The organism is Acinetobacter sp. WC-743 (assembly GCF_000335555.1).
In the GTDB taxonomy this organism is placed as follows: domain Bacteria; phylum Pseudomonadota; class Gammaproteobacteria; order Pseudomonadales; family Moraxellaceae; genus Acinetobacter; species Acinetobacter bereziniae.
In genome coordinates this window covers 1-11,395 of the sequence record NZ_AMFQ01000046.1, presented here as the reverse complement: position 1 = coordinate 11,395, position 11,395 = coordinate 1, and the positions used below count along the sequence as shown (strand labels likewise).

The window sequence follows — 11,395 nt, the reverse complement described above, 5'->3', positions numbered from 1 at the left end:
TTTCATTTAAAAAGCTGATAAATTGGTTATTTATGATCAATCGATTTGAAGGCATTCTATGGAAATTTCACATTTAGATCATTTGGTCTTAACAGTTGCGGATATTGAGAGAACTTGTGTTTTTTATCATCACGTCTTAAATTTTGAAATTATTACATTTGGAAATAACAGAAAAGCGTTAAAGTTTGGTCAGCAAAAAATAAATCTGCATCAAGCAGGTAAGGAGTTTGAGCCAAAAGCCAAACATCCAACTCCGGGCTCTGCTGATTTATGCTTTATCACAGCTACACCCTTGAATGAGGTGATCACACATTTAGCGCATCAACAGGTAGAAATTCAAGAAGGTCCAGTTCGGCGTACGGGCGCCGTAGGAAATATCATGTCAGTATATATTCGTGATCCAGATGAAAATTTAATAGAAATTTCAAATTATATAACCGAATAAATGAGACACAAAAATAGCGGTGTAAGCATGATCACCATCGATATTTTTTAATACGGCAATCGCTTGTTTTGAGCAAGAGATATTTTCAATTATAGAAATTGGAATAGATATGCAAACAATAATAACCACCGCGAGACAAAGCTTTGTGCTTCGTAAAGCAAAGGCTCAAGATTTACCTGAGGTGTTAGATATCTTTGATGGCGTTGTTGCGTGGCTCGTCTCCATTGGAAATGCCCAACAATGGGGAGAAGTGCCGTGGTCGACTTCAGCCAGACAGATTGATCGTGTCTCAGAAGCACTTGCTTTGCCTGATGCTTGGGTTGTTGAAACACAAGATGGTAGTGTTTGTGCTGTTATTGTTATGGGGGATGCTATGCCTTATGTTCCGCTTGCAGCTCAGCCAGAATGTTATGTACGTTTACTTATCGTAAAACGGGGGCAGCAGTATAAGGGAATAGGGCGTCAATTATTGGCTTTTGCAGATCAGCAAGCTAAAGAAAAGGGAATCCATCATCTACGGCTTGATTGTTATGCGGGCGGTAATGGAAATCTAGTCAAGTTTTATCAATCCTGTGGTTATCAATCTACATTGAGTTTTAATGATGAAGGGTGGTCAGGACAAGTGTTAGAGCGTAACTTAGGATAAAAGCTATGAATAATCCTAAAGTCAGTCTAACGATTTGGTGGGAGCATGTGGCACATCAAATCAGAATACAGGGATTCTGTTCGCTAATTGATCCTCAACTTGCAGATTCCTATTGGGAAAAACGGGTTCATGACGCTCAAGTGGTGTCTTATATTTTTGATCAAAGCCAAGAAATTGAATCACTCGAAGCCATGCAACAAAAATTTCTTGATGAAAAAAGTAAATATGATCGTCATAATCTGCTTCGTCCTGAGACATGGGGGGATTTATCATAAAACCCATACAGATCGAATTTTTAGAGTTTAAAGAAACACGTCTACATTTAAGGACACAATATTCTCTCAATTCGACAGATCAATTATGGGTGAAAAATTTTTTACAACCATAAGGCATTTGGAATAGCTTGAAGGCGTACAATATTTTAATATTCATAAAACGCAATAAAGTAATCTATATAATTGATTATTTTATAAAAAATTAAACACAATCTTTAACATCAAAGCGCGCAAAACTCTCATTTCAAAAAGGGTAAATGAACTTTTAAGATTGAATACATTCATCAGACTTGAGTGTACTGTCCTTTTGGATTTGTGTAAAAAGGTCTAAATTAAATCAACAGATATAACAAATCTTACAACAATGCATTTCAACAATTAACAAGAAGGTGTTTAAACAAGTACATCCGAAAGCCAATTTTTTGTTAGCTTAAAAACATACATATATATTGGTGGAGTAAGAAATGTCAAAAAAAGTATTATTTATCACTTCAAACTCTGGTGTAGAGCATGATGAACTCAAAAAGCCATTAGACTTTTTAACAGCTAAAGGAATTGAGTGTATTCATGCCGCAGTTGAATTAAAAGATGTACAGACCGTTCTTCATGATGATGAAAAATCTGCATCCTATTCACCAAATGCAACTTTAGAAAAATTAGATCCAAATGACTACGATCTACTGGTCATTCCAGGCGGAACGGTGAATGCAGATCAATTAAGAATTGATGAAAATGCACTAAAAATTATCCAATCATTCACAGACAATAAAAAACCCATTGCGGCTATATGTCATGGTCCTTGGGCTTTCATTAATGCTGAGCGAATTAGAGACAAAAATTTAACTTCATATAAAAGTATACGTTTAGATTTAGAGAATGCAGGTGCAAACTGGGTTGACGAGCAAGTACATCGTTGTAACACTCATGGATGGGTTTTGATCACTTCACGTAATCCCGATGATATCCCTGCTTTTAATCAAGCTATATTAAACGAGCTTGAATAATTTTTTGATTTTGAACGATTTAGAAATAAACTGAGTGCTTTGTCTTACTTTTACCAAGATCGGGTACTCAGTTTTTTAAATATATATGATTGTTATGGTTTTTTTAATCGATGTGTGATCTTAATCTGTGATGCTTTAGCTATTTTGTCAAAGCAACTGAGTAATCAGAGTTTTTAAACTAAATTTACATATTCGGCTTGTATTGTAACTCCTTTTTAATACTATAAATCAACATAAGTTCCGACCTTTATCCTAATGTTGGCACAACTTTCAATACCTCTTTAATTCGATGAACATGATTATTTTAAGATTTATGAAAGATAACTATTAAAAAAATAAGATAAAAAATATTAATTGAAAAAATAAATTACATAATTTTAATAAATAAAAATATTAAGCTGAATCTGATTTAGGTTATAGTTTGAATTATTTTAAATTTAGAGAATATGCCATTGTGTATTTATGAAATTGTACTTCAAGATGAGAAATTTCAGTTACACAAACTTGTTAAGGTTAAGGACACTATTTACAATCCCATTCATAAAAACGAATCATTCATGTGGTTTTGGATTTATTCGGATACATCTGAATTTTTTTATTTTGATTTGTGGAATGAATTGGATCATGCGGAAATAGGTCAATATATTAGATATAAAAAAAATATTTTTAAAGTTGTGAGTATTAATAATAACAAAAAGATAAATTATTCATAAATCATGATCTTTAACTATCATGATTAAACATTTAATAAACATAAAGGAACTGTTTTGTTTTGCCGGTTGGTAGATATTTAAGATTCAAGTTTATAAAGGGAATAGCAACGTGGAAAATTTAAATCAAGATTATGAACAGATTAATGCATTAATAAAAGATATTCGATTTGTGATGGTCACATTTATCACTGAAGAAGGGCATTTACATTCAGTGCCTATGACCACACAAAATACTGATTTTAATGGTGTCGTGTGGTTTATTGGCGCTAAAAACTCAGAATTAGTTAAAAATATAGCAACTCGTCAGCAGGTTAATCTCGGGTATAGTCATATTTCAAATAATGATTACGTGTCAATTAACGCTATTGCAGAGTGTGTGCATGATCCAGAGATTCTTGAGCAATTATGGTCGCCAGCCTATGAAGCATTTTTTGAGCAAGGGAAAAATGATCCTAATATCCAATTGATTCGTGTCGTTTGTAATGGGGCACAATATTGGAAAGGCAATGGGAAGTTGGTGACCTTATTCAAACTCGCCAAAGCATCTATCACCAGTGAAACTGAGCAACTGGGTAGCAGCCAATCTGTGAAGCTTTAAATGCTTGGTAGATTAGACGAACGAATGTTCGTCTAATCTAAGTTTATAGAAAAGTTGATACGCCGCGTTGATTTAGCCCCACCTTTTTACGCATACGAGTTTGCTTTTCGCTCAGAAGTTCTTTTAAGAATATATCTAAATTATCTTCATTGAGCGCAGTTGGCGTGAATAATTCATATCCCATTTGATTGAAGAATATATCAATTTTCGAACACTTCTGAACATATTTCATTGACCAGTTCTTAAAGTAAACTTTGTCAATTTGCTTGATTTTGAACTCAACAATATCGTGATGTCTAAGGTCATTCTTTATCTGCTGAAATAAAGTTTGAACGATCGCTTTATCACCTTCAAGACACTGAAAGAAGTAATTATTGGCATAATATAAAACACCAAAAATCTGATTGTTGCTATTAAACTCTCTAGCAGTGTTTAAGATATTATTCAGATCTTCAAGTAAATCAGAAGTCAATTGATTGCGAGAACTCGCATAACACAATCGAATCAACATATGCGTTTTCTCAAGTCATTTTGAGAAGAAAACACTGGATCACTCATTGACATCAAAGTTATAAGGTTCAACATCATACTCTCCAGCTAAAAGATCAATAAAAGAAGGAATCGTCTCGCTTGAGAGAAGAAAGGGATTAAAATCATCCCGGTGATTTTCTAGAAAGAAGTCTCCAAGCCTTTTGTTGACTGGAGCAAATTTCATATTCCAATGTTTAAATAATCCAATGTCACATTTTTCATAGTATAAAATTTCACAATTTTGATGACGTTGGTCTTTCAAAATTTGATTGTAAAAAAGATCATCTACTTTACTTTTACGTCCTTCTAAACATTGAACAAAATATCCATGCCCATAGTAAAGAACGCCTGTAATTTCATTACGAGAATTAAAATCCACAGCTGAATTCAAAATCTCTATGAGATCATTTTTGACATCAGGATGAATACTCGTAGCTTTACTTGCATATAAAACTCTCACAAATTCCATTGGTAGTCTTCCATCATAAAATTTACTCCGAACTCGGTGCTAACGCTTTAATTTTATTAATAAGCTTTATGTTTTCACATAGGAAGATTAGTACTGATGATTACCATACAGGGTTTCTAAATTGAAAGCGAACATATTGGAAGAATTTATTAAAAAATATGAAATGTAACGTTTTTTTATTGCTGTTTGAGTGATTTGTTAAGTTAAATTGATGGACATTTATTTTGTTAAAAATAAAGATTTGAAAATAAAAGAAAAATTATAATTTTTATTAAAATAAATTGATTAAAAAATATACAAATGTAAGATATTTCTCACAATCATGTAAGCTGTGGATTATACCGCCTGTTTTTCATTTATTTATACTGCCTACATACACCACAAGTGTTCATTATTATAAAGCTGAATAATTATTTAAGTTGTTTGTCGCTAACACTTAAATTAAAAAAGCATTTATTAAATTAATGAACATAATAAAAATTGTTGTGTATTGGGGTAGCCCTCCTCCTTAGCCGGTTTACTAAGGAGGAGGGGTTTTTCTAAGCTATAAAATATGAGGGAATGAAATGTTAATTTTAAAAAATTTATTTATTTTTGTTGTCTCAATATTCGCTATTTCCTTGCTTATTATTATTTTTGATAGATTGGGAATGAACAAGTATGTAAATTTATTTACAGCAGCGCTAATTTATGGGGCGTTCATTACCATTTATTTTCAAAAAATATTTTTAAGTCTATCTTTCTTTTTTGGGTTTTATACCCTGTTATTTATGATTAGTTATTCGATTGATGTGTTAATCATGCTATTCATTTCATGTGCTGTATTGTTTTCAATTAAATTTGTCATGCCTAAATTGAAGAATGCAGAGATTGATCACATTTTTAGTTTTAATAAGTTATATAAAAAATGATTCTTTGAAAATTATTTTTTATATAAAAGTATTGAAGCGTTAAATGCCGATATAAACATGTATTGGTATCAAGTTCTTTAAATATTAATGTGAAAGTAAAAGATTAATTTATGGAGTAGTACATATGTTTCGTTGGGCAATCATTTTTGCAGTCATTGCACTTGTGGCAAGTTTACTTGGATTTGGCGGTGTAGCTGGGCTTTCTAAAGACTTTGCAGTTATTCTTTTAGTTGTAGCGGTCATACTGACCATTATTGGTTTTATTTCTAGAGGAAAAATGTAAGTGCCTTCTTCAATTTCAATAGAGTCTTGCTGGCTCTATTGACGATTGGTGGAAATGCAAAAAAATTATCGAATACATTGAATATTAAACATTGGATCAATTATGAAAAATATCAACTATTCATATGTTTTAGAACAGATTTATAACTTTCTGTTGCTTACACCTGATTTCAAAAGTAAGACTAATTTTGAAAAAGTTGTTGAATATTTCAAAGTACTTAATCAAGGTGTAGATGATGATTTTATTTTCGAAATTCCTGATAAAGTTGTTGGTCAGTTTGGAAATAAAAAAATGATCAATATTATCAACGCGCCTGAGATTGATCATAAGAATAAATTTTTGGATTGGGTGGATCAGCAAATCAATGCATAGCGTTCTATAAGATTGCAGAAGGGGAATTGTTCCTTAAACGTTTTAATCTAATTTGCCAGTCAACTGATTGTCTAGTCAACTATATGCTCTCCATTCCTACTAACTCAAAAAGTTAACCTAGAACACTCATTTTATGGACATGATGTTTAAACAAATAAGTACGATAAAATCAGATTGATACAATAGACTCATCATCGACGCACTGAGTATAAATAACGGATTATACATAGATATCAATTTCATAAAATGCTCGTTCTCAAGATCATTATTTTTATAAATTTTAGTTATGAAGAAATGTTGAAATCAAAGTTAAATTTTATTAATATCGTAGTTGCGATAGATTCTCATCTATCCTTTCGCGAAAAAAAGTTGGCAGCCCGGAAAGACGGGCACTATTTTTACCTGCAAGTTTTTATGCCGATTTACAAAATGAGGTTAAATCATCTTTAAACTTAATTTTGATTTGATATCGGCTAAAGAACTCATCAAAAGACCAGTATCAAAAAGAAGTCTCATAAAATATAACGATTTGAATTGATTTTATTTTTTTAAATTATATAAACTTTTGTCATTTGACTACATCAATAGGTAGGCTTGGGTTACATTTGCTTTACATGCTATTATTCAACGATTCGCAATAAAGGTTTTTGTTTTCGTGACTGCTATCAAAATTCAAAAAGCCGCCTTGGAACGTTTTGCAAAGCAAGGGTTTAGTGCAACTTCGATGAACGAAATTGCAACGGATGTCGGTATAAAAAAGCCATCAATTTATGCGCATTTTAAAAATAAAGATGATTTGTATTTAAGTTTAATTCCCATCATGGTTGAGCATGAACTGAATTATGCAAAACAAATATTGATCGGTGGCGAGGAAGTATTTCAACAATTCAATCTGTATTTGTGTAGTATTGATCAGCGATTTGATCAATCATTTGATGTGCAATTTTGGGTCAATGCTTTGTTGAATCCACCAAAACATATTTATGCTGAGGTAATCGAACCCATGCACTTATTTATGGAACATTTAGAGCAAATTTTTATGCAGGCTCTGAAAGATCTACCTGAAAATCAGTTAGATCATGTGACTTTGGCTCGAATGTATATGAGCTTTGTGGATGCCTTACAGAGTGAATTAATTTATGGTGGTAAACAAAAATACCAACTTCGTTTAACCGCAATACTCAATGTATTGGATGTATTGAAAAACACCTGCAAATAAATGAGTGTTTTTCAATAGTTCAATCAAGTGGTTTTTTCATATTTACTCATTTTGTTTGCATAAAGGCTAAGTGCGAACATCAACAAACCGCAGAGCAGGAGTGTAAGAGGTAAAACTGAAATGTGCTCAGGCATCAGACTGGCAAGGAATCCAATCATTGCCCCTAAGGCATATTGTATTAGTCCCATAAATGATGATGCGACTCCAGTTAAATGGCGCTCTGCTTGTTGCATTGCCAAAGCGGTCAAATTTCCAAATAAGAAGCCTGTTGACCAAATCGCTAAGCCTAAGGTCAAAATATATTCTATTAATGTCGGCTGCCCAAACAAGCTACTGAGGCATAACCCTATACTGGCAAGTGAAAAAATACCCAAACCTAATTTTAATATTTTATAAGCAGACCAAAACTGATTCAGCAGCCAAATTGAAATTTGCCCTGTAATGATAAAACAAAAGGCGTTAAATGCGAAAAGATAGCTGAAATGACTGCTATTGAGCTGATAATGCTGAAGAAAAATATAGGGCGAGTTGCTAATGTAAAAGAAGAATCCGCCAAATAAAAAGCCACTTGCAAGAGTAAAGTATAAATAAGCGTGATTGCTACAGAGCGAACGATAACTGTTGAATATATTTTTAAAATCCAATGCTTGTCTTTTTTCAGGAGGGCATGTTTCTGGCAATGATCTGATACTCCAAAGCAGTAGAATCGTGCCTAGACCGGCTAAAGTATAGAATATGATCTGCCATGAGTTATGCTGAATTAAATAGCTGCCGACAATGGGTGCAACAATAGGTGTCACCATCATGACTTGCATTAAAATTGAAAAATTCTTTGCAGCTTCCTGTTCATTACAAAGATCACTGATAATCGCACGTGGTGTAACCAAACCTGCCGCAGCACCTAGTGCTTGTAAAAAACGAGCTGTCAACAAAATTTCCAATGAGCTTGCAAAACTTGCAATCAATGAACCGATGATAAAGATCAATACGCCAATGATTAAAGGTAATTTACGTCCAAAACGCTCTAATAAGGGACCATAAATACCTTGACCAATGGCTAAACCAATTAAAAATATGGATAAAGTTTGCTGCATTTCATTCAGATTGACACTGAGACTTTTGGCAATTTCAGGAAATGCAGGTAAATAAATATCGATCGCTAACGCATCTAATGCAGTCAGCATCGCAAGCAGCACAATAAGAGCAAAACCAATTTTTTGATGGCGTAAATTTAGATTCATAATGATTGATCTGTGAAATTACCTAACGTTAGGTAGGTTAATTAATTTATTTTAACTTTACAAGCTGAAGTTTGCTATTTATTCGTTGAAATAATGCCATTTAAGTTTTTTTAAAACAGGGGAATAGTGGTGAAATTTCCTATTATCATAATGATATTGCTGATTTTTTGGATAACTGAATTATCACAATGTCTATTCCATTATTTGCGTCATTGTTTGTAGAGTAGAATGACACTTATTGTTTTTATACCATCGTTAGAATGTGATTACTCTTAAGTTGATGAAGATCCTAATTTATTCAGGATCTTATCAGTTGAAAATGTTGATTTTGACTTAAGAACGAGCAGACAAACTTATCTCATTAAGTCAGTAAAATACTGAATAGGACCAAAGTTAACAAGACAATATAACCGCGTTCATGGGCTGTATTGGATAATTTACTTGACAAACCAAAGGTGAGTTTCATCCCTATAAAGCCTCCAAGGATTAAACATATTAATGCTGGATAATAGAAATATCCCCAAAAATGTATCCCTAAGAGAGGTGGTTGTATCCATTGAGTTATGATTAAGGTTAAGCAACCCGCAAGTGCAACAGGCATACTGAGAGGATTAGCCAGAGCGACAGCGCTAGACATATCTAAGCCACAACGGCGAAATAAAGGAACGGTCATCACACTTCCGCCAACACCGAGTGCAGCTGCAATACCACCTATGAATATGCCACCCAGACGCTGTTCTTTGGCGTTTAAGACACGTGTAGAAATTTGCTGAAATTGCTGTGATTTGAGTTGTCGTGAGAGACAGTCCAGAATTGTCATTGATAAATAGACTACAAATGCCCATTTTAAATAAATAGATGCTATATAGAGCGATAAAAAAGTCCCGATTACTGCACCTATCCCTATCCAATAGGCAATCGGAAAAAGATATTTTCGCTGTATATTACCTCGTTTGAACTGTTGATATGAGGCAAGCCCAGAGTTGATAACCATCAATAATAATGAAGTTGCAACAGCACTCTTGAACGCCATCGTATACGCCAATGAATCAGATACTTCATGCAGGCGAATGGTGGAATAGACCAATGGAACGACGACGAAACCGCCTGCAAAACCAAATAAAATGGTAAGTATACCGCTTAGAATGCCTGCACCCAGTAGAATAAAATAGAGTTCCATAATCAGAATCTTAAAAAATAATTCAGATTTTAGAGCTTTATAAAATAGACAAGTTTGTTATATTCAGCTTTCAATTACTTAATTCAGACATATGTATGAAGCAAATTTCTATTCATAGCATTGAGCATCTAGAGCATAAAATCATTGCCATTGAAACCCAATATGCTGAATTTTATAGACTTGCACAACATAGTCATCAACGTGCCCAACTGCTGTATGGCGCAGAAGGTGTGATGCATGTTGAAACACCTCAAGGCAATTGGATTATTCCGCCTGAAAGAGCAGTATGGATTCCCCCAGAAGTTCCACATCAGCTGACTTTGTTTAATGTGAAAACATGTAGTATCTATATACGTCCTGAATATTTACCTCGTCCTTCAACACAATGTGAAGTCTTGGCAATTTCTCCTCTACTGAGACAGCTACTTTTAAAAGCGCCCCAACTTAATCCACCTTTCTGCAAACGTGATGAATTGATTTTTGATTTGATTTTAAGTGAGCTTGAATTGTCTGAGGTGATCGATTTACATTTAGCCTTACCTGAAAACCCAGCGATGCTGAAGATTTGTAGAGCATTTATTCAGCGCCCGAATATCCACTTTTCTCCTGAAGACTTTGCTGCACAACTTTGTGTCAGTGAACGTCATTTTAGTCGACTATTCAAAACTGAAACGGGGATGTCCTTTTCTAAATGGCGACAACATGCGTGTGTATTGTTAAGCTTAGAAAGGCTGATTCGACAGCATTCAATTCAACAGATTGCTTATGATTTTGGTTTTAAAAATCCTGCTGCATTTAGCACCATGTTTCATCGCGTTTTGGGAATGAGCCCAAGTCGATATATTCAGCGTAATGATTTTGCAGATTAGGATGCAATAATATCGATCTGTTGCAAAAAAGATATGATTTAAAGCTTTAATTGTTACGCTTTATAGCTAAAGTATAATTAGATCTGCGTAGAGGATGCTTCACTTTGCTTAACGCATTCTTGTGCTGTAAACAAAGGGGTGCGTTGTTATTGCTCATATACTCCTGCTCAACAAGCTGACATCAATACCACCTGACGATAGAAAAGTAATTTATGATTAAAATGCAAAATAAAGAGTCACCAAAATCTTCTAAAAATTTGTTTAAAAGATATAAAATTTATTGGATATCAATGATTGATATCAAAGCACTTATACGATTCATCAGGTAATTTACTATAGTCAAACCGCCTGATTATTCATACAAGTAATTTGGATGATTCATTTATTTTGTACTTTTGAATCATAAACAGTTTTGCTATCACGAGGCGACATGGATGTCGCCATGTTGAGCGGGGGTATTAGGATGTACCCCTCGCTCAACGGAAGATTTTTGTTACTTTTCATCTCTGAAAAGTAAAGTATCGCCTACGCAAAACAATTTAAACTTTAGAGCTAAAGCGTGGCAGTGCAAGCTTTATATCATCAAACAATATATTGATCGCTTTAATTTTATTGATCAAGAGAAATGATATTCTACTG

Annotated in this window: 14 protein-coding genes; 10 read left to right on the top strand and 4 right to left on the bottom strand. The window is 33.6% G+C overall.

Annotated features, from left to right (window positions below):
• Positions 1-58: 58 nt before the first annotated feature.
• From ACINWC743_RS06600 to ACINWC743_RS06575, 6 genes are all read left to right on the top strand, one after another.
• Positions 59-445, top strand: coding sequence for a VOC family protein (locus ACINWC743_RS06600; protein ID WP_009584882.1), 387 nt, complete (start codon positions 59-61; stop codon positions 443-445).
• 109 nt (positions 446-554) lie between these two features.
• Positions 555-1,091, top strand: coding sequence for a GNAT family N-acetyltransferase (locus tag ACINWC743_RS06595; protein WP_009584862.1), 537 nt, complete (start codon positions 555-557; stop codon positions 1,089-1,091).
• 5 nt (positions 1,092-1,096) lie between these two features.
• Complete coding sequence (locus ACINWC743_RS06590; protein ID WP_009584857.1) at positions 1,097-1,366, top strand: hypothetical protein; 270 nt, start codon at positions 1,097-1,099, stop codon at positions 1,364-1,366.
• Positions 1,348-1,479 (top strand): pyridoxine 5'-phosphate oxidase C-terminal domain-containing protein, encoded by a 132-nt coding sequence (locus tag ACINWC743_RS25260; protein WP_080633148.1) that lies wholly within the window; start codon positions 1,348-1,350, stop codon positions 1,477-1,479. The genes ACINWC743_RS06590 and ACINWC743_RS25260 overlap by 19 nt, the downstream gene beginning before the upstream one ends.
• Positions 1,480-1,830: 351 nt before the next feature.
• Entirely contained in the window at positions 1,831-2,370 is a 540-nt protein-coding gene (locus ACINWC743_RS06585; RefSeq protein WP_009584877.1) for a type 1 glutamine amidotransferase domain-containing protein, read from the top strand.
• An 822-nt stretch (positions 2,371-3,192) separates the two neighbouring features.
• Entirely contained in the window at positions 3,193-3,681 is a 489-nt protein-coding gene (locus ACINWC743_RS06575; protein ID WP_009584908.1) for a pyridoxamine 5'-phosphate oxidase family protein, read from the top strand.
• A 43-nt stretch (positions 3,682-3,724) separates the two neighbouring features.
• On the opposite strand, the gene ACINWC743_RS06570 is transcribed toward ACINWC743_RS06575, so the two are convergent.
• Together ACINWC743_RS06570 and ACINWC743_RS06565 are read right to left on the bottom strand one after the other, a co-directional pair.
• Positions 3,725-4,192, bottom strand: coding sequence for a BLUF domain-containing protein (locus ACINWC743_RS06570; protein ID WP_004831317.1), 468 nt, complete (start codon positions 4,190-4,192; stop codon positions 3,725-3,727).
• Positions 4,193-4,231: 39 nt separating this feature from the next.
• On the bottom strand, positions 4,232-4,681 hold the full coding sequence (locus ACINWC743_RS06565; protein ID WP_004831316.1) for a BLUF domain-containing protein: 450 nt from the start codon (positions 4,679-4,681) through the stop codon (positions 4,232-4,234).
• Positions 4,682-5,716: 1,035 nt separating this feature from the next.
• On the opposite strand from ACINWC743_RS06565, the gene ACINWC743_RS23790 reads away from it, so the two are divergent.
• From ACINWC743_RS23790 to ACINWC743_RS06545, 3 genes are all read left to right on the top strand, one after another.
• A complete protein-coding gene (locus ACINWC743_RS23790; RefSeq protein WP_004831314.1) occupies positions 5,717-5,875 on the top strand; it encodes a DUF1328 domain-containing protein in 159 nt (52 codons plus the stop codon).
• 102 nt (positions 5,876-5,977) lie between these two features.
• Complete coding sequence (locus ACINWC743_RS06550; RefSeq protein ID WP_004831313.1) at positions 5,978-6,247, top strand: hypothetical protein; 270 nt, start codon at positions 5,978-5,980, stop codon at positions 6,245-6,247.
• Positions 6,248-6,902: 655 nt separating this feature from the next.
• Positions 6,903-7,466: a TetR/AcrR family transcriptional regulator gene (locus ACINWC743_RS06545; RefSeq protein ID WP_004831312.1), complete on the top strand. Its 564-nt coding sequence runs from the start codon at positions 6,903-6,905 to the stop codon at positions 7,464-7,466.
• Positions 7,467-7,489: 23 nt separating this feature from the next.
• Here the strand turns inward: ACINWC743_RS06545 and ACINWC743_RS06540 are convergent, their stop codons facing one another.
• Together ACINWC743_RS06540 and ACINWC743_RS06535 are read right to left on the bottom strand one after the other, a co-directional pair.
• Positions 7,490-8,707: a multidrug effflux MFS transporter gene (locus ACINWC743_RS06540; protein WP_009584900.1), complete on the bottom strand. Its 1,218-nt coding sequence runs from the start codon at positions 8,705-8,707 to the stop codon at positions 7,490-7,492.
• A 361-nt stretch (positions 8,708-9,068) separates the two neighbouring features.
• Positions 9,069-9,887 carry a sulfite exporter TauE/SafE family protein gene (locus tag ACINWC743_RS06535; RefSeq protein ID WP_009584871.1) on the bottom strand — a complete coding sequence of 273 codons (819 nt, stop codon included), beginning with the start codon at positions 9,885-9,887 and terminating at the stop codon, positions 9,069-9,071.
• 95 nt (positions 9,888-9,982) lie between these two features.
• Between ACINWC743_RS06535 and ACINWC743_RS06530 the strand changes: the two genes are divergently transcribed.
• Positions 9,983-10,756, top strand: a complete 774-nt coding sequence (locus ACINWC743_RS06530) for an AraC family transcriptional regulator (protein WP_009584907.1) — start codon at positions 9,983-9,985, stop codon at positions 10,754-10,756.
• Positions 10,757-11,395 lie beyond the last annotated feature (639 nt).

Coding starts and splice junctions, on each gene's coding strand:
- ACINWC743_RS06600 (WP_009584882.1), top strand. CDS start 59: ATGGAAATTTCACATTTAGATCATTTGGTCTTAACAGTTGCGGATATT.
- ACINWC743_RS06595 (WP_009584862.1), top strand. CDS start 555: ATGCAAACAATAATAACCACCGCGAGACAAAGCTTTGTGCTTCGTAAA.
- ACINWC743_RS06590 (WP_009584857.1), top strand. CDS start 1,097: ATGAATAATCCTAAAGTCAGTCTAACGATTTGGTGGGAGCATGTGGCA.
- ACINWC743_RS25260 (WP_080633148.1), top strand. CDS start 1,348: ATGGGGGGATTTATCATAAAACCCATACAGATCGAATTTTTAGAGTTT.
- ACINWC743_RS06585 (WP_009584877.1), top strand. CDS start 1,831: ATGTCAAAAAAAGTATTATTTATCACTTCAAACTCTGGTGTAGAGCAT.
- ACINWC743_RS06570 (WP_004831317.1), bottom strand. CDS start 4,192: ATGTTGATTCGATTGTGTTATGCGAGTTCTCGCAATCAATTGACTTCT.
- ACINWC743_RS06565 (WP_004831316.1), bottom strand. CDS start 4,681: ATGGAATTTGTGAGAGTTTTATATGCAAGTAAAGCTACGAGTATTCAT.
- ACINWC743_RS23790 (WP_004831314.1), top strand. CDS start 5,717: ATGTTTCGTTGGGCAATCATTTTTGCAGTCATTGCACTTGTGGCAAGT.
- ACINWC743_RS06550 (WP_004831313.1), top strand. CDS start 5,978: ATGAAAAATATCAACTATTCATATGTTTTAGAACAGATTTATAACTTT.
- ACINWC743_RS06540 (WP_009584900.1), bottom strand. CDS start 8,707: ATGAATCTAAATTTACGCCATCAAAAAATTGGTTTTGCTCTTATTGTG.
- ACINWC743_RS06535 (WP_009584871.1), bottom strand. CDS start 9,887: ATGGAACTCTATTTTATTCTACTGGGTGCAGGCATTCTAAGCGGTATA.
- ACINWC743_RS06530 (WP_009584907.1), top strand. CDS start 9,983: ATGAAGCAAATTTCTATTCATAGCATTGAGCATCTAGAGCATAAAATC.